The 21,704-nt window shown below is 48.5% G+C and carries 26 protein-coding genes and 1 other annotated feature; of the genes, 12 read left to right on the top strand and 14 right to left on the bottom strand.

The window, feature by feature from the left end; translation table 11 throughout:
- Positions 1–2: 2 nt before the first annotated feature.
- From NE562_RS05840 to NE562_RS05805, 8 genes are all read left to right on the top strand, one after another.
- The gene (locus tag NE562_RS05840; protein ID WP_280961469.1) at positions 3–140 is read left to right on the top strand and encodes a hypothetical protein; all 138 of its coding nucleotides are present in this window, start codon (positions 3–5) and stop codon (positions 138–140) included.
- Positions 137–754 (top strand): imidazole glycerol phosphate synthase subunit HisH, encoded by a 618-nt coding sequence (hisH, locus tag NE562_RS05835; RefSeq protein WP_280961468.1) that lies wholly within the window; start codon positions 137–139, stop codon positions 752–754. The genes NE562_RS05840 and hisH overlap by 4 nt, the downstream gene beginning before the upstream one ends.
- Positions 751–1,464: a 1-(5-phosphoribosyl)-5-[(5-phosphoribosylamino)methylideneamino]imidazole-4-carboxamide isomerase gene (hisA, locus tag NE562_RS05830; protein ID WP_280961467.1), complete on the top strand. Its 714-nt coding sequence runs from the start codon at positions 751–753 to the stop codon at positions 1,462–1,464. Before hisH ends, hisA begins: the two co-directional genes overlap by 4 nt.
- 137 nt (positions 1,465–1,601) lie before the next feature.
- Entirely contained in the window at positions 1,602–2,366 is a 765-nt protein-coding gene (gene hisF, locus NE562_RS05825; RefSeq protein ID WP_280961466.1) for an imidazole glycerol phosphate synthase subunit HisF, read from the top strand.
- Between the two features lies 1 nt (position 2,367).
- Positions 2,368–2,694 (top strand): phosphoribosyl-AMP cyclohydrolase, encoded by a 327-nt coding sequence (hisI, locus tag NE562_RS05820; RefSeq protein ID WP_280961465.1) that lies wholly within the window; start codon positions 2,368–2,370, stop codon positions 2,692–2,694.
- A 122-nt stretch (positions 2,695–2,816) separates the two neighbouring features.
- Positions 2,817–3,140, top strand: coding sequence for a phosphoribosyl-ATP diphosphatase (hisE, locus tag NE562_RS05815; RefSeq protein ID WP_280961464.1), 324 nt, complete (start codon positions 2,817–2,819; stop codon positions 3,138–3,140).
- A gap of 9 nt (positions 3,141–3,149) precedes the next feature.
- Positions 3,150–3,632: a pyridoxamine 5'-phosphate oxidase family protein gene (locus NE562_RS05810; protein ID WP_280961463.1), complete on the top strand. Its 483-nt coding sequence runs from the start codon at positions 3,150–3,152 to the stop codon at positions 3,630–3,632.
- 67 nt (positions 3,633–3,699) lie between these two features.
- Positions 3,700–5,169: an alpha-amylase gene (locus tag NE562_RS05805; RefSeq protein WP_280961462.1), complete on the top strand. Its 1,470-nt coding sequence runs from the start codon at positions 3,700–3,702 to the stop codon at positions 5,167–5,169.
- 74 nt (positions 5,170–5,243) lie between these two features.
- Here the strand turns inward: NE562_RS05805 and NE562_RS05800 are convergent, their stop codons facing one another.
- The 10 genes from NE562_RS05800 to NE562_RS05755 form a co-directional block, all read right to left on the bottom strand.
- Positions 5,244–5,759 (bottom strand): VanZ family protein, encoded by a 516-nt coding sequence (locus NE562_RS05800; RefSeq protein ID WP_280961461.1) that lies wholly within the window; start codon positions 5,757–5,759, stop codon positions 5,244–5,246.
- 719 nt (positions 5,760–6,478) lie between these two features.
- Positions 6,479–7,213, bottom strand: a complete 735-nt coding sequence (locus NE562_RS05795) for a type II CAAX endopeptidase family protein (protein WP_280961460.1) — start codon at positions 7,211–7,213, stop codon at positions 6,479–6,481.
- Positions 7,214–7,532: 319 nt separating this feature from the next.
- Entirely contained in the window at positions 7,533–8,105 is a 573-nt protein-coding gene (locus tag NE562_RS05790; RefSeq protein WP_280961459.1) for a hypothetical protein, read from the bottom strand.
- Between the two features lie 144 nt (positions 8,106–8,249).
- Positions 8,250–9,209, bottom strand: a complete 960-nt coding sequence (locus NE562_RS05785; protein WP_280961458.1) for a copper amine oxidase N-terminal domain-containing protein — start codon at positions 9,207–9,209, stop codon at positions 8,250–8,252.
- A 576-nt stretch (positions 9,210–9,785) separates the two neighbouring features.
- Positions 9,786–10,220 carry a hypothetical protein gene (locus NE562_RS05780; RefSeq protein WP_280961457.1) on the bottom strand — a complete coding sequence of 145 codons (435 nt, stop codon included), beginning with the start codon at positions 10,218–10,220 and terminating at the stop codon, positions 9,786–9,788.
- 1,432 nt (positions 10,221–11,652) lie between these two features.
- Complete coding sequence (locus NE562_RS05775; protein ID WP_280961456.1) at positions 11,653–11,892, bottom strand: hypothetical protein; 240 nt, start codon at positions 11,890–11,892, stop codon at positions 11,653–11,655.
- A gap of 94 nt (positions 11,893–11,986) precedes the next feature.
- Positions 11,987–12,412, bottom strand: a complete 426-nt coding sequence (locus NE562_RS05770; RefSeq protein ID WP_280961455.1) for a hypothetical protein — start codon at positions 12,410–12,412, stop codon at positions 11,987–11,989.
- 475 nt (positions 12,413–12,887) lie between these two features.
- Complete coding sequence (locus NE562_RS05765; RefSeq protein WP_280961454.1) at positions 12,888–13,490, bottom strand: hypothetical protein; 603 nt, start codon at positions 13,488–13,490, stop codon at positions 12,888–12,890.
- Between the two features lie 17 nt (positions 13,491–13,507).
- The gene (locus tag NE562_RS05760; RefSeq protein ID WP_280961453.1) at positions 13,508–14,011 is read right to left on the bottom strand and encodes a hypothetical protein; all 504 of its coding nucleotides are present in this window, start codon (positions 14,009–14,011) and stop codon (positions 13,508–13,510) included.
- Positions 14,012–14,146: 135 nt separating this feature from the next.
- Positions 14,147–14,254, bottom strand: a complete 108-nt coding sequence (locus NE562_RS05755) for a cyclic lactone autoinducer peptide (RefSeq protein WP_280961452.1) — start codon at positions 14,252–14,254, stop codon at positions 14,147–14,149.
- A gap of 165 nt (positions 14,255–14,419) precedes the next feature.
- Here NE562_RS05755 and NE562_RS05750 point away from each other — a divergent pair, with 165 nt between their 5' ends.
- Positions 14,420–15,145, top strand: coding sequence for a LytR/AlgR family response regulator transcription factor (locus NE562_RS05750; protein WP_280961451.1), 726 nt, complete (start codon positions 14,420–14,422; stop codon positions 15,143–15,145).
- 695 nt (positions 15,146–15,840) lie between these two features.
- On the top strand, positions 15,841–16,530 hold the full coding sequence (locus tag NE562_RS05745) for a sensor histidine kinase (RefSeq protein ID WP_280961450.1): 690 nt from the start codon (positions 15,841–15,843) through the stop codon (positions 16,528–16,530).
- Between the two features lie 44 nt (positions 16,531–16,574).
- On the opposite strand, the gene NE562_RS05740 is transcribed toward NE562_RS05745, so the two are convergent.
- The 4 genes from NE562_RS05740 to NE562_RS05725 all read right to left on the bottom strand — a co-directional run bounded on the left by NE562_RS05740 (position 16,575) and on the right by NE562_RS05725 (position 19,069).
- Positions 16,575–17,186 (bottom strand): NAD(P)H-dependent oxidoreductase, encoded by a 612-nt coding sequence (locus NE562_RS05740; RefSeq protein ID WP_280961449.1) that lies wholly within the window; start codon positions 17,184–17,186, stop codon positions 16,575–16,577.
- A gap of 126 nt (positions 17,187–17,312) precedes the next feature.
- Positions 17,313–17,936 carry a flavin reductase gene (locus tag NE562_RS05735; protein ID WP_280961448.1) on the bottom strand — a complete coding sequence of 208 codons (624 nt, stop codon included), beginning with the start codon at positions 17,934–17,936 and terminating at the stop codon, positions 17,313–17,315.
- Positions 17,937–18,055: 119 nt separating this feature from the next.
- Positions 18,056–18,394 carry a DUF4363 family protein gene (locus NE562_RS05730; protein ID WP_280961447.1) on the bottom strand — a complete coding sequence of 113 codons (339 nt, stop codon included), beginning with the start codon at positions 18,392–18,394 and terminating at the stop codon, positions 18,056–18,058.
- Entirely contained in the window at positions 18,395–19,069 is a 675-nt protein-coding gene (locus tag NE562_RS05725) for a DUF421 domain-containing protein (protein ID WP_280961446.1), read from the bottom strand.
- Between the two features lie 152 nt (positions 19,070–19,221).
- Positions 19,222–19,465 (top strand) — a binding site (T-box leader).
- Between the two features lie 78 nt (positions 19,466–19,543).
- On the opposite strand from NE562_RS05725, the gene ilvB reads away from it, so the two are divergent.
- Positions 19,544–21,208: a biosynthetic-type acetolactate synthase large subunit gene (gene ilvB, locus NE562_RS05720; protein ID WP_280961445.1), complete on the top strand. Its 1,665-nt coding sequence runs from the start codon at positions 19,544–19,546 to the stop codon at positions 21,206–21,208.
- Positions 21,209–21,223: 15 nt separating this feature from the next.
- On the top strand, positions 21,224–21,700 hold the full coding sequence (gene ilvN / locus NE562_RS05715) for an acetolactate synthase small subunit (protein ID WP_280961444.1): 477 nt from the start codon (positions 21,224–21,226) through the stop codon (positions 21,698–21,700).
- Positions 21,701–21,704: the final 4 nt, after the last annotated feature.

Genomic DNA, 21,704 nt, shown 5'->3' with positions numbered 1-21,704 from the left:
TTGTGAATTGGCTTCTGTATATGGAGATCGGCTGCTTGGCCGCATCGGTATGCTGCGGCATTGTAGTGGGTTGTACCATAAAGATATTGCAGGAAATTCGTAAAATCGGCGTTAAAAACGCCGCAGAGGATGACAAATGAGCTATATTGGGATAGTGGATTACGGCGCGGGAAACCTGATGAGCGTACATAATTCGCTGGATTATCTGGGCTATGAAAATAAAATCGCGGCCACGGCGGCGGATCTCGAAAACGCCGCCGCCGTCATCCTGCCTGGCGTGGGCGCGTTTCCGGACGCCATGGCGGCGCTTACCGCATCGGGGCTGACGGACGCGGTGAAAAAGGCGGCGGGGGAAAAGCCGTTTCTCGGCATTTGCCTTGGCATGCAAATGCTGTTTGAAGAGTCCGGCGAGGTGCGCCCATGCACGGGACTGGGCCTGCTGCCCGGTCGTATTGAGCGCATCCAGACTGCGTATAAGCTGCCGCAGATCGGCTGGAACACGCTGCGTGTTTTGCGGCCCAACGCGATGACCGCGGGCATACAGGACGGCGACTGCGTGTACTTCGTGCACAGCTTTATGGCAAAACCCGCCGATCCGGCGGATCTTGCCTGTGTGACCGATTACGGCGCCGAGGTACCCGCCATGGTGGCGCGCGGCAATGTGTTCGGCTGTCAGTTTCACCCGGAAAAAAGCGGGGAAGTCGGTTTGCGGATGCTTCAAAACTTTGCGAAACTCACGGAGGTGGGGAAATGAGAATTTTACCGGCGATCGATTTAAAAAACGGTCAATGCGTGCGCCTGCAAAAGGGCGATTATGACACGGCCCACAAGGTGGCGGAGGACGCGGTGGAGACCGCGCGCTGCTTTTTGGCGGCAGGCGCGTCGCTCATCCATATGGTTGATCTGGACGGAGCCAAGGACGGCTCCCAGCGCAATTACGACGTGGTGCGCCGCGTGCTGCGCGACGCGGGCGCGGCGGTAGAGCTGGGCGGCGGCATCCGCACGATGGAGGATGTCGATGTTGTGCTGGCGCTCGGCGTGTCCCGCGTGGTGATCGGTTCGGCGGCGATCAAAAACCCGCCGTTTGTCCGCGAAGCGGTGCGCAAATATGGGGATAAGATCGCAGTTGGCATCGACGCGCGGGGCGGCACGGTCCGCACCGAGGGCTGGGTCCGCGATTCCGGCGTGGATTATATCTCCTTTGCCAAACGCATGGAGCAGTACGGCGTTCAGACCATTATTTTTACCGATATTGAAAAAGACGGCATGCTGGAAGGCCCTAGCTTTGACCAGCTTGCCGCGCTGCGGCAAGCTGTTTCGTGCGGGATCGTCGCGTCCGGCGGCGTATCCACGATCGAGGATATCAAGAAACTCAAGGCCCTCGGCATCGATGAAGCGATCGCGGGCAAAGCGGTCTACGCGGGCACGCTTGATCTTGCGGCGGCCATCGCCGCCGCAAGATAGAATTAGGAGTGAAGAGTTAGCGGTATCGCGCTTTGCGCGATTATGCAATAAGCCGCTTGCGGCGGCCACTATTATTTCTAACTACTAATTCCTAATTCCTAATTACTAATTACTAATTAATAGAAAGGGGTTTTTGTATGCTTGCCAAACGCATCATCCCTTGTTTGGATGTAAAGGATGGGCGGGTCGTTAAGGGCGTGAACTTCGTGGGCCTGCGCGACGCGGGCGACCCGGTCGAGCTGGCGAAGTTCTATTCGCGCGAGGGCGCGGACGAGATCGTGTTTCTCGATATCACGGCCACCTCGGATGGACGCGATACGATCGCGGACGTGGTGCGCCGCACCTGCCGCGAGGTATTCGTGCCCGTTACCGTGGGCGGCGGCATCCGCACGGTGGACGATTTTAAAGAAATCCTGCGCGCGGGCGCGGATAAAATATCGGTCAATTCGGCGGCGGTCAAAAACCCCGCGCTGGTGGGCGAAGCTGCTGAAAAGTACGGCAGCCAGTGCGTCGTTGTAGCGATCGACGGCCGGCGAACGGGCAAAACGCCCTCCGGGTTTGAAGTATATGTCGCGGGCGGGCGTACGCCCACCGGCGTGGACGCGGTCGCGTGGGCCAAAGAGGTGTACGAGCGCGGCGCGGGCGAGATACTGCTCACTTCCATGGATAAGGATGGTACCAAATCCGGCTTTGATCTGGAACTGACCCGCGCGGTTGTGGATGTGGTCGGTATCCCGGTGATCGCTTCGGGCGGCTGCGGCAGTCTCGATCATTTTTCCGAGGTGTTTGAAGAGACCGCGTGCGACGCGGCGCTTGCCGCCAGCCTATTCCACTATGGCGAGCTGACGGTCGGGCAGGTCAAGCGGCATTTAAATGAAAAGAATATCCCGGTGAGGTTGTAAAATGGAATTATCGAAATGTTTTGTCAAAGCCGAGCTCATTCCGGTCATTTGTCAGGATGAACGGAACGGCGAGGTGCTCATGCTGGGCTACGCCAACGAGGAAGCGCTCCGCCGGACAATGGAGAGCGGCACCGCCTGGTTCTTTTCGCGTTCGCGCCAAAAGCTTTGGAACAAGGGCGAGACGTCGGGCAATTTTATTTATGTAACAAAAATCCTGTCCGACTGTGACGACGATACCCTGATCTACATAGGTACGCCCAAGGGGCCGGTCTGCCACACGGGAAACCGCACCTGCTTTTATACCACGCTGTGGGAGAAAAATAATTAGGCGGTAGGCGGTAGGATTGGCGGAATCCGGCCATGCCGGATATTAAAATGATCGCGCGACGCGCGATTCCATAACTCCTAATTCCTACCGCCTACTTCCTAACTAGAAAAGAGGTTTTTATATTGAATTCATTTGAACAAATGGAGGCCGTGATCGGGCAGCGCAGGGCCGAACCGCAGGAAGGTTCGTATACCTGTTACCTGTTCGAGAAGGGCCTTGATAAAATGCTGAAAAAGGTCGGCGAGGAGTGCGCCGAAACCATCATCGCCGCAAAAAACGGCGATAAAGAGGAGCTGGTAGGCGAAATTAACGACGTGTTCTATCACATGATGGTGATGATGAACGAGTGCGGCGTTTCACTTGCCGAGGTCTGCGCGGAGATGGATAAGCGCGCGGAAAAAATCGGCAACCTAAAGCAGTTCCACGTATCCGACCATAATTCTTGAGGTACTACGATGCGAAGAAAAGATAGAGAAGTCACAGGCCGTGAAAATATCGAGGCGATCTTAAAAGCCTGCAAGGTGTGCCGCATTGCCATGATCGCGGAGGGCAAGCCTTACGTGATTCCCATGAACTTTGGCTATGAGTGGGATGATAATGGGCTGACCCTGTATTTCCACAGCGGCTTAAAGGGCAAAAAGATCGACGCGATGCGCGCCGACCCGCACGTTTGCTTTGAGATGGATATCGAGGACGGTGTGATAGAAGGCGGCGACGTGGCCTGCCAGTATAGCTATGCGTTTTCGTCCATCATTGGCGAGGGATGCGTACAGTTTGCGGAAAATAACGAACAGAAACGCCACGGGTTCGATATCATCATGCAGCAGTTGACCGGCCGCGAGGGCTGGACCTATTCGGACGCCCACCTTTCGGTAGCCGAGGTGTTCATGGTCCGCGCGGATTCCTTGGAAGCTTCGCGCAAAACGCCGCGTAATTGACAGCACAAACGCCGCTCCCGCTGCGGGGGACGGCGTTTTTCCATTTACATAGAGAGAGGATGAAACGATGCAGAACCAAACCATGTTACAGGGCTTTGAATGGTACTTGCCCGAAAACGGATGCCTTTGGAGCCGCTGGGAAAAGCAGGCCCAAAATATTGCCGCGCTCGGTATCACCGATATTTGGCTGCCGCCCGCCTATAAGGGTGCGAACGGCGCGGCCGATGTGGGCTACGGCGTTTACGATCTGTTCGATCTGGGTGAATTTGATCAAAAGGGCACCGTGCGGACGAAATACGGCACGCGGGAAAGCTACCTTGCCGCTGTGCGTACCTTGCAGCAGGCTGGCGTGCGCGTATGGGCGGATATCGTGATGAACCATAAAATGGGCGCGGATGAGTTGGAGCACGTGCGCGCCACGCCGGATGCTTCCGATAACCGGGAAAAGGCCGTGGGAGATGAGCGCGAGATCGCCGCGTGGACGAAATTCACCTTTCCGGGGCGCGCGGGCAAATATTCGGGCTTTCAGTGGAACTGGACGCATTTCAACGGCACCGATTGGGACGATGGCGCGAAAACGGGCGGCATTTACCTGTTTGAAGGCAAGCGGTGGGATGAACAGGTCGACCCCGAGCACGGCAATTTTGATTATCTTATGGGAGCCGATCTGGCGCTGACCAACCACGATGTGGTGGAAGAACTGAAACGCTGGGGCTGCTGGTATCTGGATACGGTTCATCCGGATGGTTTGCGGCTGGACGCGGTAAAGCATATGCAGCGCGATTTTTACACGGATTGGCTGGGCGAGATGCGGCGGCATGCCGGGCGCGAGCTGCCCGCCGTCGGCGAGTATTGGAGCCCGGAGGTTGAGCGGCTCTTAGGCTATCTGGAGGGCGGCGCGGGCATGCGCCTGTTCGACGTACCGCTGCACTTCCATCTGTTCGACATATCCGGGGCAAACGGTAACTACGATTTATCGAAGCTGTTGGATGGCACGCTTGTGCAGGCCGCGCCCGATCAGGCGGTCACCTTTGTCGACAACCACGATACCCAACCCGGGCAGGCGCTGCAAACCTTTATTCAGCCATGGTTCAAAGCGCCCGCTTATGCGCTGATTTTACTGCGCGGGCAGGGGTTGCCATGCGTGTTCTATGGCGACCTGTACGGCGTGCCGCATGACGGGATCGCGCCCGTGGCCGGGGTGAAACGTCTATTATGGGTACGCGCCAATTTGGCCTATGGTGAATTGCACGATTATTTTGACGATGCAAACGTCGTCGGTTTCACACGCGAGGGGGATGCGGAGCACCCGGATTCCGGCCTTGCCATGCTGCTTTCGGATTCGACCGGCGGCGAAAAACGGATGTATGTCGGCAGACGCCTTGCCGGTAAAACGCTGGTAGACGCGCTGGGTAAATGCACCACGCCCGTTACCGTCGATGGGGAGGGGAACGTGACCGCCTCCGCTCCCGCCGGCGGCGCCGCCGTCTGGGTCACGCGCGAAGCGTTTGACCGGATGTTTATGGAGGAAAGCTGAAATATTTTGTAAAGCGATAGGAAATTAAAAAGGGGGGATGCGACGAAACGCAAATCGTCGCATCCCCCTATGTCTTATTCGGCATTCCAATTAGCGACTATAACTACCGCTAATAGCCCAATCACCAAAAACGTAAAAATACCGGCCAACGTGGTAAGAACTCCGTCTAATTTCTTCTTGTTTTTAAAGATTTTAAGCAAGATTGCATACAGTAAAATGCCTAACATGCCGCCTAGGGTATTGGATATAACATCTGTAATATCCGCTCTGCCGATTGCAAAAGCAAACTGCGCGGTTTCAAGCGCAAGGCTGAAAATTGCAATACCTATTATCTTATGAAGAAACCACGTATCGTTTTTCAGTATACCTAGAAAAATGCCAAATGGAGCGAAAACCAATAAGTTATTCATAACTTCGCTGATGTGAAAGCTGCTACCGGCTTGCTCCGTATAATAAAAGGGAATAAAGTTAACGTGACGTGCACCTAGTAAGGCTGTAAATGAAAATTGCAGCTTCAATAAGATCAGCCAGACCAGCAGGACTAAATAAACAATAAATAACCCTTGCGCAATTTTATATCGCTTCTCCATAATTTTTAAATTTCCTTGTGATTACATTGTTTCTTGAGAAACCATCCAAGAAATGCAATGAAAAGACATAGGAATAACCCTATCCCAGCTTCAATGAGAAGAACCATGTGCAACGGCACAGCGGTCAAAACACGGTTTTCATAATAAACCGATTGAGCCATGCTGCCAACGGTGCAAACAGCGACAAAGAGTATTAGGACGATCGTAATTCGTGTCAGAGCTTTTACTTTCATAACATCCCTCGAATTTCTTGTTGCGATAAAATACGGTACTGTAGCATTTTTCTTTCTTACTATCAATATACCTTTAAAATATTATGGTAGCAAGCAACAAAGCGGTGAAAATATAATATAAAATACGAGAAGGCTTGCCAGCGCAAAAGGAAAGCAAAAATAAACTGATCTCGAATTACGGCTGAGCGGCGATAAAGCGTTTTGATCTGGACTGCGGGGATGCTGGTTCTAGCGATAAAATGAATGATGAAAAGCGCGCGTTGCAAAATAAAAGAATATTCCGTATGTCATTCTGAACGAAGTGAAGAATCTCGCGTAAACGCGCGTGATTCACGTAAAATCCGCGCATTCGCGCGAGACTCTCTCTCCTATTCGCCGCACGGCGGCGAGTCGAGGATAGAGGACAACGGTCTCGTCGCTTCGCTCCTCAGAATGACAAGGATTTGGAACATTCTTTTATTTTCAACACGCGCTTTCAGTTATCGGTTAAAGATCGGGCTGGGGCCGCATTAGCTTTCTTAGACGCTGTATGCCCACTACACAAATAAGTAAGCCAGTCAGCGCGGCAACGATTCTCATGCCGATATAAGTTGATCCGGTATCTGGGAGAAAAACTACTGTTAAGCTGGGAAAGAGTGTACATAGTAAAAGGGGGCCAACATTGGCAAGTAGATGTGCAATGATTGCAGATAACATCGACTGCGTGTAGTATGCAAGACAAGAGAAAACGATACCGGCTAGAAATGCATAGAGAAATTTTTGCATACCGTGAAGTAGAGCAAATAGAACAGAAGTAAGGATCATTGCAACAAGAGGGGTAAAGTAACCGAGCGTTCTATGGAATATGATACCTCTAAAAAAGAATTCTTCAATAATGGGCGTTGCTATAAGAATTAATAGAAAAGCAATCATGTTAGATGAGTCGAAACCAATAACGGCAGTTTGTCCAAATATAACATTAAACTGTCCAACTAAAATAAGACCTATCCCAAAAACTATACTGTATAAAAGGATTTGAAAGGATATACGTTGAAAGGAAAACAGTTTGCTATAAGGAAAGCGGGTTTTTCTTACAAAAAGTGCGCCAGCAATGGACATGGAAAGCGGCGCACAAAATAGAATTGCGGCCTGTGAAGGGAACAAGCGCAATAAAAATATAGAAAGTATATAGATGACTATAAATGATGCATATGGCCCTAACCATGAAAGCTGCTTATTCATAATTACCTCCGAAAATATAAATGGAATTACTTAATAACCATGTGTCGTTCATATTGAGTATCGATGGAAATAGCACCAAAGACAGAGGGACGGTTCTTCCGTTTTGTTGCATTGATGCTGGGGAGAACAGTGAAGCCACCGCCTTGCCTACAATCTATGTCAGACAGGATATTTATTATTATAATCCCAAACGATCTGTTTGGAAATGTTTTTGTCGTGGAACATACCTGAAATGACGTGAAAAAACACGTAAAGGGCAAGGAAAGCCAAGGGGACGAAAGTGCCGTCCCCTTGGCTTTAATATCACCTTGTCCTTACCTCATTCATACTGAACCGAAATCGGAATATCCTGTTCTTGTGTGCCACTATCCCAATGGATTTGTACATGAATCGATCGGAGGGCATTTACAATTTCATTAGGGGTCATACCATTATAGTCAGCTAAATCATCTGGCGTGGTAAGTAACAAACTCCAATTATGATTAAAACCAGTAATCTTTAAATTGTTCTTATTGTTTACTAAATCCGCCTTAGCTTCGGAAGTTACGTCAAATTTATCGCTTCGATAACTAATGACTTGACTCGCAATAAAAGGTTTCACCTCGTCGTTCAAGGAAGCTTCAAACCAAGTTTCTGAAAAATCATATTCCGAAGTGTTTAATATAGAAATTGTAAACTGTAAACGCTGTTCAGTACCACTATCTGTAACTAGCTTACCGTCATTAAAATGCTGTTTAGCTTCTTGAATGATGTGCGGTTCGCTAATTTCAATTTGAAATGGATTCATTATACTTTTTTGCTGAGCACTTTGGGTGTTCCCATTAAACAGAAAGACAAATGCTGCAACAATGATTAACAAAAGGGAAAGAACTATGAGCACTTCTTTTTTCATATTAAGCCCCTTGTGAATGCTATTAACGGAGTAATTACCAAGGAAGATCATCAAGAGCTAAGCCACTCTGGATTCTTTCAAGTGCTTGCTGCTTAAAGGCAGAGGGACGGTTAACGTGTCCCCTTGTCTTTTTATATCTTGCTATTAATTTTTGGTATTCGGTTGATAATAGACGTTTTGCATATAGGCAACATTATCACCAAGGCTCACACCACTAGCAAAACACATATTGGACACTTGGTTCAGATCACCTTGTTCCAAAGCTTGAGTGGCAAGATCAAGTTCGCTATCATATAATTGCGAAGTTACACACATTTCTTGATAACCGTACTCCAGCAGAGGCACAGTAGGCGGAGCGTAATCTTTAATTGCGTTAAATGCCTGTCGCAAACGCGGTAACGTAGTTTTCCAGTATTCTACACTTACCTGTTCTGGTGAGTCGCGCAATACATCTTGAATATCATGGTAAAGAATGTATTCAAAGAAGCTCAATCTTTTCTCCAGCCCCGAAAGATAGGATTCACACTCGGCTTTTTGATCGCTCGTTAGCGGAGTGCGTAGATACATCAGTTGAGCACCGCCTGTTGAATAAAATGTTTGTCGCCATGCAATTTCCATACCCGTTAGTTTACCAATACTGCGAAGCGGCAGGTATGTGGTTCCGTGGCTAATAAGCGGATAAACGACTGAGCCGTTTGCATCATAAAAGTTTTGTATTTTCCCATCCACTAAGACAACAATTTGCGGAGCAAGTGTGATATCAATTTTGTCAAAATGCTCATCATAGTTATAAGATTTTTTGGCACTCTTCGTGTGATAAGTCGGGTCAATGCTACCTGATAGCGAAATTGTATTTGTTTTACCATTCCAAGATACGGTTTTCCCCATCCATTCACCTGTGGTACGAATAGGGATATAGTTTGTACCTTTGTAAAGTAGCATAGGTACTTGTTCGCCTTGTTCGTTTAAGCAAACAATCGGATACCCCTGTACACGCAAATACTGATAATAGATTTCTGCTTGCTCTGAGGATATAGCGTGACTATGTACAATGCAAATCATCACAACAAAGGCTACACTGAGTATTTTAAAGAAAGTTCTCATTTGCGCCCTCCTAGCCACAAGGCGATCGGTATCCTAATGTCGTTTTGCTCACTTCTTGGAAGTCACCCAATGTTTGATTGCTAGTACTGCATAGGTTAACGCGATATACATGTTCGGGAACATTTGAAGATAAGCTTTGCCGTTTATGCTGACCATTATGAGAATAACAAACATGGTCAGATCGACCAACCATAGTTTAGATTCGCTAATATTCTTCTCACAGATATATAACAAGAAAACGAGCAAAACTATGATCAACGTGTAAATTATTTGAAAAGAATGCAATAATACATACTGGAATTCTCTTTTCATTCCGACTGTCAGGATATCAATATTGAAAACCAAGCATAAGATTAGAAATGCAAGTGCAGTAAGAAGATATCCTTTCATAGCATGCTTTTTCATCAAGTCACTCCCGTATTCTAAACACGAAAAGGTTTTACTTCCATGTCCTAATTTTTACTTGTTTAAACTGGAAACGTTGGATAAAACGCACACCTGCTCTTAACGCTATTGTAGCGCCGGAGGGGGTGTGCGTCAAGTGTAATAACAGGAGCTTTGCTTTCCTATGTATTTTTATTTTTTCATTCTTTGTTTTAGATAAGGATATTTTTCTGCAAGCCGGTAGTAATCAGGCTTTAGAATGAAGAAGATACTGAAAAGGGTGAATAGAACATGAGACATAAGCCCGAGCATTCCACAGTGCATAATTCGATTTAAGTAAGAAAAATCAATATCACCGTAGGTCAGCCAACAAGTAAGTGGGAAAAACTGCAATGCTGTGATGATCAGAACGAAGGCGTGAGCGGCGGCGCATAGAATACGAAATTTCCATCGACTGACAAACGCGAGGATACTGAAAAAAACCCATAACACTCCCAGAATAAACAGAACATCGGAGTATGTATGTGTGATTGGTTTTGCAAAAACCGCTACATGATAGAAGTAAACCTGCCACGCGATCGCAAGAGCGTAAACCGACTTGATGAGACAACGTAAGAAAACGGTCATAGAGGGTAGCCTCCTAAAAAAACAGGTGCAATGCGATATTCAAGTGTCATTCAGTTAAGAAATTTCCATATGTTTGTCATTTTGAGCATAGCTCAGGATGACAAACGCTTTTTTAAGCTTTATCCGCTGCGTACCCTATCTAACGCTATTGCAACGCAGGCGGGGGAGGGGGGCAACAGCCCCCGTGGCTTATCCTCTTCTTCATTTTTTCAGTAAATCATACGCTGCCATACTGAATAAGTAAACAAAAATATGTATGATAGCAAATACTAGGATCAAAAGGACAATGATAAACTTTGATAGAGTGATTTTTGGGAAAAAATGAACGATCAAAAAATCGATCAATGATCAATATTATAAATACAATTGTACGGCTATAAGCGAATAATCGATCGTGCGAAAAATTCATAACACGCAATTTTTCTGATAGTTCTAGTTTGGACTCTTCAAAAAAATGAGTGCATGCGTAGATTTGACTTAAGAGGCCGACTATTATAAGAAAAAAGACAGTATCCATAATAATATTTACCCCCTCTGGGTTGAGGAAAAAGGACAGCAGCGTGTTTTCTACTGGAAAGCATCAATGAGGATCATGATTATCATGTGAGGGATTACGAAGGAAGCAAAGCCACTCTAAAACAGAGATAAAAATTATAAAAGATACAGTATATGTGCTTTTATACGCAGAAGCTATAAAGGTTCCTCCCGATTCAAAAAAATAGCGGTTTGTAAGGTAGTTTACCACCACACCTAGACAATTTAGAAGAATAAAGAAGGCTAACCCGCCGAAAAAATTCCATTCCAATCCACATTCTTTTAAACAATGACGTAGTTTCGTGCTGAACAGAACAGCGCAGGATATAATAATTGCGATCATTGCAAAAAGCGGAAAGGAAAAACCCGTCTGATGATTGGAAAAAATATCGTACGGATAAAAAGCGGCCGTCAGTAAAAGTAAAACAAGACTGCATAATATGAACCCGCAATAAGTTTTAACCCCCGTTTTCATAACAGTTCAGACCTTTTATTATAGATTTCCCACAAGACAGGGGAATGGTCTTCCGCCTTGATGTATTGATGCCGGGGAGAACAGTGGAGCCACCGCCTTGCCTGTAATCTATGTCAGATAGGATATTTATTATTATAATCCCAAACGATCTGTTTGGAAATGTTTTTGTCGTGGAACATACCTGAAATGACGTGAAAAAACACGTAAAGGGCAAGAGAAGACAAGAGGACAAAAGAACCGTCCCCTTGTCTTTTGACAGGTTTGGTTTCAAATCGTTCTCTGGCCTTCGATTTTGAAGATATGTTTTATTTTCGTTAATACTTTGGTCGATTTGGGCATAAAACACATACCCCCTCCAACGCTAATATAGCGCGGGAGAGGGTGTGTGTCAAGACATAAAGAACCGTCCACTTGCCTTGATCGTTATTTTTTCTTGGATTCAACAAGTAAGGAAACCAGTGTTGCAACAAAGAATACTATAGAAAGCCCAATAGACACTTTGGTTACGCACCATACCATTGGCTCTTCAAAATACGGATCAAATCCACCGCTAGTCGGATAAATTGCAAAGGAGATAGAAGCGATAGCATAGCCTAAAATGCAAACTGACAATAAGAAAAGCATGGCCAAAAACGTTATGAGAAAAAGTTTGGATAGCTTCATGGCAACCAGTCCTTTTCGCTTTGGTAGATTAGGGAGGCAGTTTTGGATATAGTACACATTCTCCCCGTCACCATTAGCGTATTAAGTTTTTTAGCTAAAAAGAGGCTTGACCTCCTGAACCAAGAGAAAAAGTATAATCTACATTTTCGTACGTAATAGATATGCCACCGCCAATACCGCTAATACCTACATTTGCGTTAAATGTCACAGACTTTACCTTGCCAGAATTCCACGTATGAACATAATAGGAAGTTGCAAGTCCATGGAAGTTAGCAAACGAGGTGCTATACTGTGCCACACCGCCAAATTTTTCGCCAATATGTAGAACACCATCTTTGCTATCTTGTAGGGCAAAACCAAAACCGTAAGAACTGTCGCGAGTCACACTGGTTGTTGAAATCTCATAGGGATAATCCCCGCCGCTATTCATCCAGCCGTTAACAGAAAGACGTTGCGGCACAGAACCGGAAGTGCCAGAGATGTATAGCCCAGTCACATAGTAAACAGTTTGTCCAAGCACATGGTATACAGTTTGGGAGTAAAATAACGGTATAAGTGGGAAAAGGAGAATTGCTTATGCCGTGGAAAGAGAAAACAGTAAAGTCAGAACGAGAAACGTTTGTAAGGGAGGCGCAGCAACGAGAGAGAAGACAGGGGGACGGTTCTTTCGTCTTGTTGTATTGATGCTGGGGAGAACAGTAGAGCCACCGCCTTGCCTGTAATCTATGTCAGACAGGATATTTATTATTATAATCCCAAACGATCGGTTTGGAAATGCTTTTGTCGTGGAACATACCTGAAATGACGTGAAAAAAGGCACGTAAAGGGCAAGGGAAGACAAGAGGACAAAAGAACCGTCCCCTTGTCTTCCTGAAATGACGTGAAAAAAGGCACGTAAAGGGCAAGAGAAGACAAGAGGACGAAAGAACCATCCCCTTGTCTTTAATTGCGCCTTTTTCAGTGGTTTCGGACCGTCCTTTCGTCCCCTTTGCCTTTTAGCTAATTTCCTCAGCTTCAATGAGACTTTTTACCCAATTATCTTCAAAGGCATTCCACTCTTCGGGAGAAATATTGTTTCGCTCTCTAATATCTGATAGATATTTCTCTATTACAATTTCTTTTTTGAATTTATCAGATTGTCCGATCCAATACTCATGCTCCGTGATGCCTGCAGTCTCTAAATACTCATCAAAAAACTCTCTGCCAATGGCATTTTTAGCCATTTCTTCATTTTGTTGAATCACTGCCTGCACCTCAGCGTCAGTTGCTGTAAAATTATTATCAATGCCCGCATTATAAAGAACTTCACGTCGAAGAATATAGCTTATTGCCAGTTCTTCACCATTATCTACGTCTCCAGCGGCATATCTTTCGGCAATTCGATTTGTTTCATCTTTATACACAGTAACATTCTTGCCTTCAATCAGTATTTCATCATTTTGAGGGGCTGGTGCTGTATCGATTTGTGCCCAAATTCGACTTTGCTCCATTTGCTCCGCTGTGCTGCGAGAGTTAGTATAAGTGGCTGCTGTGGCTGTAATTAAAATTGACGCTATCATAAGAGCCGAAATACCAACTAATCTTGTTTTTTTGAACATACAAGAGACCTCCGTTCTTATACGCTAAGATTGACAGTAATGGTGTCTGCATATGGATTAATGCACCCGTCTGCATAGAGACTAAATCCATAACCACAGGCATAATTATTAGATGCTGAATAATATACAACATCGGAATTACGCTTGACATACCATTGAGAAATATTACCGGGCAGATATGTAGATTCATTGTACATACTAAAAGATTTTACTGTCTTATTGGTGCTGCGGTCATAATGTCTGGGGATTGGAAGAACAGTTAATGTAGCTCCGTTATCAGGTCTCGAACATAAAATTTCGACATCGGCCAATCGACTGGAATATTTAACACGGGTTGATTCTTTTTCATAGGTTTCTGCTAGCTTTGCTGTTATATCAAATGCTGTCCATCCATAATCGTTTAGTCCGATCATAGTAGTAACATTGGAATATCCACCATTGATAGTGGCTGCAAATGACGGGACAATGAGCGTGAAACCAAGTATTAGTGTCAATGCGAATAGTTTTTTATATCTCGTCATAATATTTCCTCCCGTTTCAATAAGCTTATGCCATAGTAACAATGCTTATTTATATGTTACCTTGCATAGTGCCAAAAGTGTTTTTCTTTACCGTATTTCAATCATCATTGGATTCACTTCTCTCTTCCTATACATTTACTTTTTCAACGTTTTCGGCACCTCCGGCTGATAGTACTGACCTAAGCAGGGCGTTTGGCTGGCCAGTACCGCTACCGCGCTGACAATGCAGGCGGCAGAAGCCATTAACCCTTTCAACCATGAAAACTTTGTTTTCATTTTTCCACCAGCTTTCCTTGATATTGTTATCCGTCTAATGATATAATCATATTAGCAGATTAAAGGAAAAAGAAAATAGATTTGTCTTGAAAACCCATTTTTTTGACGTGAAATTTGGGGGCGGGTGCATATATGAAGCTGAATATTACGATTTTGGAAGACAATGAAGCCCAAAAGCAGCATTTGCAGCGGGTGATAGAGAGTGCGGCGAAAAAGATAAAAATCGCGGTTCGTTTGTTTGCGGTTTCCTCAGGGCTTGATATTAGCGGAGAAAGCGTCATGCAAACTGATGTGTTTTTTCTGGATGTGGAAACGCCGCACCGATCGGGCATTGAAACGGCACAGTTTATACGAACCGTTTCCAAGGATGTGCCCATTGTTTTTACCACCAACTTTAAAGATTACGCGGTAAACGGATACAAGGTGCACGCTTTTCAGTTTTTGCTAAAGCCGGTACAGGAAGCGGATTGTATCCCTTGCTTGGAAAATGCAATGGCATATGTAAAATTACGTGAGCAGGGAAGTCTGAAAATTAAGCAGTCCAGAGAGTGGCGGATTGTACCTTTTGGAGATATTTTGTATGCGGAAGCCGGGAACCATACCTGCAAAATTGTTTGTGATGACGGCGACTTATCTTGCCGCAAAAACATATCGGATCTCGCAAAAGAATTACCGCAGCGAATATTTATACAATGCCATCGTTCCTATCTAGTCAATATCGATCGAATAAGGGTACTTAATGCGAAAGAGCTGATTTTAGATAATCAAGCAAAGATTCCCGTCAGTGAATCCTATTTTACCGCAATCGAGAAGGCGTTTGCGGACAAGCTGATCACGGAAGAGGGACGGTGGTCTTAATGCAGGTGGTGTTAATGATTACGTCCTCGCTGCTGGATGCGGTTTTATCTATGCTGCTTTATTGCGTGGCGCTTCATCCGGTCAGGCGGCAAAACTTACTACGAAATTTAATTATATATGTAATCCTAAACGCGTTACTATCCGCATCGCTCAGTCTTTCTGTTCTTCCGTTCTTTATGAAATCAGTGATCATTTTTTTATGCGACGTGGCTATTTGCTGGTATATTTCTAGGCATAAATTGGGTATTTCCATTGTGTTGCCTGCGGTTTTTTTCATGCTTGTCTATGTTTGCGAAATGACGGTGCCTTCGGCATATTCTCTGATTTTTCACAAACAGATCACGCCGAACGATCCCTTTGTAATGATTTTTGGTATTGTGGAATCACACGTGCTGCTTTGTATTTTCCTCGTGCTTATCTGCGGTCTTGTGCGGTATCGGCTGAGAGATTTAAAGATTGATCACATTCGGTTGTTTCAATGGGTGTTTCTTTGCTTAGGCATTTTGTTGCTTGGCAGCTTTGTCGCAGTGTGTTCCTATGTCGTAAACGGCGCAAAACATAATACACAAGAATTAATAATGGCGCTGCCGTTTTTCTTTTTGGTTCTATTTGCTGTTTTTATTATTCTTTTTGTCTGCCTTGCCCGGGAAACCGCTCGCAGGAATCAACTAAGCGCTAAGCTGGTAAAAGCGGAAATGCAGCTTGAACAGCAAAAAGCTATGGATGCTTTGTACCATGACATCCAAGGTCTGCGGCACGACCTGAACAACCATATGCAGGCGCTTTCCGGTCTGCTCGAACGAAACGAAGCAGAAAAGGCGTTTCAATATGTGCAAGGCATTACAAGCACCACCGGCAAAACGGGTCAGTGGATCACCACGAAGGACGGCGCGGTAGACGCGCTGCTGAACGCCAAGCTGCACCGCGCGCGGGATGCCGGCATTAAGGTGTGGGCCAACATACAATATCCCGACCCGTGCGATACCCCGCGAAACGATGTTTGCACGATTCTATTCAATTTGCTGGATAACGCGATAGAGGCGTGTGAAAAAAATCAAGACGCAGCCAATCGCAGGCTGCGTCTTAGTACCAAGCTGATACAAAACTTTTTTGTCATTATGGTGGAAAATCCAAGCGAACAGGCGCCGGTAAAAACGAAAAAGGGATTTCAAAGCTCCAAAGCCGGTATCCTGCACGGCTTTGGCCTGCGGCAGGTGAAAGAAATCGCGCACAAATACGGCGGCATGTTCCGTGTGGAGTACGATGAGACCGGCATGTTCCGCGCGGCCGCCATGCTTCCCCAAAACCAAAGCGAATGGGTGAATGTCAGCATCATGCGCCCGGAAGAGGAAGAAGAACAAGAGACCGTGGAGCAATTAATATAAGGGTTAGTTTTTTTCGTCAAGAGGCGGGCGATAGCAGGTTGTCCTTACTCGGTAGCTTCATCCCAAAACCGCGCCGCCACTTGGTCGGCTTCGGCCTCGCTCTGGGCGAGAATGGCGGCGACATTGTTGCCGACCACGTCCAGCCCCTCGGCGGCAAGGCAGTCAAACCGTTCGACGCCGAGCATGGCGCAGAGCGAGCGCAGGTAAGCGCTGGCATGGTCGGTCAGCGCCGGGTCGTTATCATCCACATAGCCGCCGCGCGTGGTGACATACAGCAGGCGCTGGGGGTTGCAATCGCCAACCGAACGGCCCTGTTCGTTATAATGGAAGGTTAGCCCGACGACGCAAAGCCGCTCTAAGTAAGCGCGCACCATGCTCGGTACGGTCAAATCCCAATAGGGGCAGGCAATCACGACGGCGTCGGCCTCTTTAAACTGATTGGCTAGCGCAAAAAAAGGCGCGTCGTACGCCTTGGAGGCGGAGAGCGCGTCACGCTGGGCAATCGCTTCGGCGTCATAGGGCGTCAGATGCAGGTCGGGCAGGGAAAGCACCTCGATCTCAGCGTCCGGAATACGGCTGACAACGCGGCGGGCCAGCCGCAGCGTGCGGGATTGCTCTCCACGGATACAGCCGTTTACAAAAAGCAGTTTTTTCATGTTGCGATACTCCTTTGATCGAATCGATTCTTTAAATTTGATACCTCGATGATACCACAATCCGGCAATATTGGCAAACGAAAAGCCTCCCTATATAGAGAGGCTCTTTTTCGTATGGAAAGCGCTTTAGCGCTTGACGAATTTGCTGCGCGGGGCGCGGCAGATGGGGCAGATGAAGTCGTCCGGAATATCCTCCGCCAGACGAACATAGCCGCAGACGGTGCATTTCCAGCCCGCGTCCGCATCCAGCTGGTGGAAAACCGGCGCGGTGGGCGGCACATCCTTGCCGCGGTTTTCAAAATCGCGCACGGTGAGCGCTTCGCCGTCCGCCAGAACCTCGGCGTCGGTCAGTTCGAGGATGAACAGCGTGTGCGAGCCGACGGCAACCGGCTCCAATACCTTGAACGACAGGCGCGCAATCATCCCTTCCTTGATATAGAGGCAGCCTACCGCGTCCGTTTCAAACGGGAAGGACGCAAATTTGTCAATCGCACGGCCGGATTTGTAGCCAAATTCGTTTACAACCTTGTCCGCGCAGTCCTCACGCAGCACGGTCGCGGAAAGCACGCCGCTTTTTTTCAGCGCCGCGCAGGTAGCGGAATCGTTATTCAGGGAAACGCTGAACTTTGCCGGCGTGGAAGAGGTGACCTGATGCAGCGAGTTGATGATACAGCCGAAGTTTTTGCCCTCCGCAGCGGTAGAGGCAAGGGCGAGCGTATAGTTGAGCTTTTTGTAAGCCTTTCGATCCATGTGATCAGCATCCTTTCAATTAATAAGAATAATTCCTATTTACAATTTAATTCTACCCGAAAGAATGGTAAAATGCTATGGCGAAATTGACCAAAAAAGAACGGATTATTTTGGAATAGTTAAAAAATATTTTTGATGCTGATGGAGTCAAGCTCGGGCAGGTGGGTGAGCTGGCCGATCAGCTCAGCCCGTTCTATGGCAAGCTCCTGCTCCGCGCCGGTGCTTTTGGCGCGCTGCACGCGGGAGAAAAGGCGATCGGTCTCGTCGATCTCTTCGTGCGGTAAAAGCGAACCGAGCAGGCTTTCCGCGTTCGTCCACAGCGCCATGGCCTCGTCAAGCCGGTCGGCTTCCACCTCGGTTTTAATCGCGTCGATTGTGTGTTCCAACGTGTGATCCGACCAAATGCAGCCGCCGATCAATACGGCCAGCAGGGCAAGGGATATAAAAAGCCTGCGCATTTATGCACCCTCCTTTGGCTGGATGAACACGTTGCCGCAATCGTCCAGCGTCATTAAAAAGACTTCGGGTACGGAAAGCCCTTTGTTTTTGAGCTGACGCTCTACCTCGCCCGCGTCCTTTTGCAGCAGCTGCAGCGAGCGCGGCACCAGCTTGCCGTCCGATACGACGACGACCGGCAGGCCCTGATCCTTTGGGTTCAGGTTCAGCATTTCGGCGGTCACCGGCATTTGCGGCTGCTTCAAAATAACGGTCAGCGTGCCGTCCGGCTCGATCACGCCGTACTTGACGTCGCTGATCGCGTGTACGTTCTGCTTGCGCAGCGTTTCAATGATCTCATCCGTTGTAAGGCGCATTTGCCGCAGCTTTTTAACATCCAATTCGCCCTTCCGTATGATAATGGCGGGCTGGCCGTTGAGCAGGCGGCGGAAAACGCGGCTTTTGAGCGCGAAAAAGCTAACCAGTATCTCTATCGCGACCAGTGTCACGATGGGAATGATACCGGCGAATAGGGGAATGCCGACATCCTGCATCGGAATGGCGGCGAGTTCGGAGATCAAAATGGTCACGACCAGCTCGGACGGGTCAAGGTCGCCGATCTGCCGCTTGCCCATGATGCGCATGGCCGCCACCACGGCGCAGTATAGGATCAGCGTTCTTATCAGCGGTACGGACATGGTATAACCCCATTTCGGATAAATTCGCCTTTAGTATGGCGCAAAATGGTTGCCTTCATGCACCGGCCCGGTTTTCACCGCAAAAATTTAAAACAATAGTTGACAACCGGCGTTTGACGCTTTATAATGATAAAGTACATTTGAATAGCGAGCAAAGTGCGATGACCGGGAAAAGTAGCGTCTGGAATCCTATAGAGAGCCGTCGGTTGGTGTAAGACGGCGGAGGAAGGAAAGTGCGAAAGTCTCCCCGAGAGCAGTCGGATGAACAAAGGGCGCGCCCTTTCAGTAAGCCGTACCGCGTGACCGGCGTTATCGGGTCAGGTTAAGTGGTCGTGTGCGTTTTGCATGCGGCAAAAAGAGTGGTACCGCAGAGTTTGTAAAGTCTTTGTCTCTTATATGTAGAGGCATGGGCTTTTTTTATTTCGTTTTCTGCAAAGAAAACGCCAGAGAAGATGAGAAAGGAGGCGGTTTCGTATGAAGAAGAACGGTTCCGAAATTTTGGTGGAGGTGCTTGTAGAGCAGGGTATCGATACGGTATTCGGCTATCCCGGCGGCTCCGTCCTGAATATCTATGACGCGCTTTATTTAAACGCAGACCGGATTCGACATATTTTGACCGCACATGAACAGGGTGCGTCCCACGCGGCGGACGGCTACGCGCGCGCCACCGGCAAGACCGGCGTTTGCATCGCGACCTCCGGCCCGGGCGCTACCAACCTTGTTACCGGCATTGCCACGGCTTATATGGATTCCATCCCCATGGTCGCGATCACCGGCAACGTCGGCACCAGCCTGATCGGCAGGGACAGCTTTCAGGAAGTATACATAGCCGGCATCACGATGCCGATCACCAAGCACAACTTCGTCGTGCGCAATGTGGAAGAGTTGGCCGATACGCTGCGCGAAGCGTTCCGCATCGCCAATTCCGACCGGCCCGGCCCGGTCCTTGTCGATATACCGAAGGATGTAACGGCCGCCGTATGCGAATATGTGCCCGCCGCCCCCGCCGTAAAGGTGGAGGAGCCGGAAATCCCGGAAGCGAAGCTGCGGGAGATAGCCGAAATACTCGCCTCTGCCGAACGTCCGGTCATTTACTACGGCGGCGGCGTCGCCACGGCGGACGCGGGCAAGGATTTGCTTGCGCTGGTGCAAAAGGCGGATATCCCGTGCACGCACACGATGATGGCGATTGGCTGCATCCCGGACGCGGAGCCGCTCAGCATGGGCCTGATCGGCATGCACGGCAAGGTTTCGGCCTCTTGGGCGATCGATAAGGCGGATGTGCTGCTTTCCATCGGCGCGCGTTTTTCCGATCGCGTTGCCACCAACACGAACCGTTTTGCGCCAAACGCCAAGATCATTCATATCGATATCGACGCGGCGGAAATCAACAAGAACATCGGGGTCTATTGCGCGGTCGTCAGCGACGCGGGGCATTTCCTCCGCTCGCTGCTGCCCTACGTGCAGCCCGCGAAGCACGATGCTTGGCGCGCGCAGATCGAAGAGTGGCGGAAAAAACTCGACTATATCCCGAAGGACGGCGTGGATCGCATTTGTCCGCATCAGGTCATCGGCCTTGCGGCTGAAATGGCCGGGCCGGACGCGATCTTTGCCACCGATGTGGGCCAGCATCAGCTTTGGGCCGCGCAGTATTGCGGCCGCAACGCGATTCATCAGTTCATCACCTCGGGCGGCCTCGGCACGATGGGCTTTGGCTACGGCGCTTCCATGGGCGCGCAGATCGCGTGCCCGGATAAGACCGTGCTGCATATCACGAGCGACGGCTCGTTCCATATGAATCTGAACGAGCTTTGCACCTCGGTTTCGTATAACCTGCCCATCATCACGCTGCTGCTCAATAACGAGGTGCTCGGCATGGTGCGTCAGTGGCAGACCATGTTCTACGAAAAGCATTATGCGGCGACCGACCCGCACCGCAAGACCGATTACGTTAAGCTGGCCGAAGCCTTCGGCGCGCGCGGCTTCCATGTAGAGACCATGGAGGAGCTGCGCCACGCAATGACCGAAGCGCTCAAGCGTACCGGCCCCGTCGTGATCGACGTTCGGATTGATCCGGATGAGCGCGTGCTGCCCATGATCCCGGCGGGCGGCACGGTCGACGATATCGTTTCGGGCTGAGGAAAGGAGAACCACATGCAAAAATACATCCTTTCCGTGACCGTTCGCAACAACTCAGGCGTGCTGGCGCGCGTGTCGAGCCTGTTCGGGCGGCGCGGTTATAACATCGATTCGCTGACCGTTTCGGCCACGACCGATCCGAAGATCTCGCGCATGTCGATCATCGTTACCGGCGATGAGCCGATCTTGGAGCAGATCATCAAGCAGGTATCCAAGCTGGAAGAAGTCATGCTGGTGGAGCATTTGCAGGAAGCGGATTCCTACTGCCGCGAGCTTGTCTTTGTCAAGTTCTTGACCGAGGACGGCGCCGCGAAGGATAACATCCGTCAGGTGGCCGAAGTGTACGGTGCGCGTATCATTGAATCCGCGGGGCAGTACATGGTCGTCGTCCTGTCGGAATCGCCCAGCCGCATTGATGCGTTCCTCACGGTCGTCGCCAATTTCGAGGTCATGGAAATGTGCCGCTCCGGCGTCACCGCAATACGGAAATAATTAG

Source organism: Butyricicoccus faecihominis (genome assembly GCF_024462775.1).
GTDB classification, from domain to species: domain Bacteria; phylum Bacillota; class Clostridia; order Oscillospirales; family Butyricicoccaceae; genus Agathobaculum; species Agathobaculum faecihominis_A.
Note: the sequence above shows the minus strand (reverse complement) of the source record. Positions and strands in the feature narration are given on the sequence as shown.

Excerpts from the sequence above, each read along its gene's own strand:
- hisH (WP_280961468.1), top strand. The coding sequence starts at position 137 with ATGAGCTATATTGGGATAGTGGATTACGGCGCGGGAAACCTGATGAGC.
- hisA (WP_280961467.1), top strand. The coding sequence starts at position 751 with ATGAGAATTTTACCGGCGATCGATTTAAAAAACGGTCAATGCGTGCGC.
- hisF (WP_280961466.1), top strand. The coding sequence starts at position 1,602 with ATGCTTGCCAAACGCATCATCCCTTGTTTGGATGTAAAGGATGGGCGG.
- hisI (WP_280961465.1), top strand. The coding sequence starts at position 2,368 with ATGGAATTATCGAAATGTTTTGTCAAAGCCGAGCTCATTCCGGTCATT.
- NE562_RS05810 (WP_280961463.1), top strand. The coding sequence starts at position 3,150 with ATGCGAAGAAAAGATAGAGAAGTCACAGGCCGTGAAAATATCGAGGCG.
- NE562_RS05805 (WP_280961462.1), top strand. The coding sequence starts at position 3,700 with ATGCAGAACCAAACCATGTTACAGGGCTTTGAATGGTACTTGCCCGAA.
- NE562_RS05800 (WP_280961461.1), bottom strand. The coding sequence starts at position 5,759 with ATGGAGAAGCGATATAAAATTGCGCAAGGGTTATTTATTGTTTATTTA.
- NE562_RS05795 (WP_280961460.1), bottom strand. The coding sequence starts at position 7,213 with ATGAATAAGCAGCTTTCATGGTTAGGGCCATATGCATCATTTATAGTC.
- NE562_RS05790 (WP_280961459.1), bottom strand. The coding sequence starts at position 8,105 with ATGAAAAAAGAAGTGCTCATAGTTCTTTCCCTTTTGTTAATCATTGTT.
- NE562_RS05785 (WP_280961458.1), bottom strand. The coding sequence starts at position 9,209 with ATGAGAACTTTCTTTAAAATACTCAGTGTAGCCTTTGTTGTGATGATT.
- NE562_RS05780 (WP_280961457.1), bottom strand. The coding sequence starts at position 10,220 with ATGACCGTTTTCTTACGTTGTCTCATCAAGTCGGTTTACGCTCTTGCG.
- NE562_RS05775 (WP_280961456.1), bottom strand. The coding sequence starts at position 11,892 with ATGAAGCTATCCAAACTTTTTCTCATAACGTTTTTGGCCATGCTTTTC.
- NE562_RS05765 (WP_280961454.1), bottom strand. The coding sequence starts at position 13,490 with ATGTTCAAAAAAACAAGATTAGTTGGTATTTCGGCTCTTATGATAGCG.
- NE562_RS05760 (WP_280961453.1), bottom strand. The coding sequence starts at position 14,011 with ATGACGAGATATAAAAAACTATTCGCATTGACACTAATACTTGGTTTC.
- NE562_RS05755 (WP_280961452.1), bottom strand. The coding sequence starts at position 14,254 with ATGGCTTCTGCCGCCTGCATTGTCAGCGCGGTAGCGGTACTGGCCAGC.
- NE562_RS05750 (WP_280961451.1), top strand. The coding sequence starts at position 14,420 with ATGAAGCTGAATATTACGATTTTGGAAGACAATGAAGCCCAAAAGCAG.
- NE562_RS05745 (WP_280961450.1), top strand. The coding sequence starts at position 15,841 with ATGCAGCTTGAACAGCAAAAAGCTATGGATGCTTTGTACCATGACATC.
- NE562_RS05740 (WP_280961449.1), bottom strand. The coding sequence starts at position 17,186 with ATGAAAAAACTGCTTTTTGTAAACGGCTGTATCCGTGGAGAGCAATCC.
- NE562_RS05735 (WP_280961448.1), bottom strand. The coding sequence starts at position 17,936 with ATGGATCGAAAGGCTTACAAAAAGCTCAACTATACGCTCGCCCTTGCC.
- NE562_RS05730 (WP_280961447.1), bottom strand. The coding sequence starts at position 18,394 with ATGCGCAGGCTTTTTATATCCCTTGCCCTGCTGGCCGTATTGATCGGC.
- NE562_RS05725 (WP_280961446.1), bottom strand. The coding sequence starts at position 19,069 with ATGTCCGTACCGCTGATAAGAACGCTGATCCTATACTGCGCCGTGGTG.
- ilvB (WP_280961445.1), top strand. The coding sequence starts at position 19,544 with ATGAAGAAGAACGGTTCCGAAATTTTGGTGGAGGTGCTTGTAGAGCAG.
- ilvN (WP_280961444.1), top strand. The coding sequence starts at position 21,224 with ATGCAAAAATACATCCTTTCCGTGACCGTTCGCAACAACTCAGGCGTG.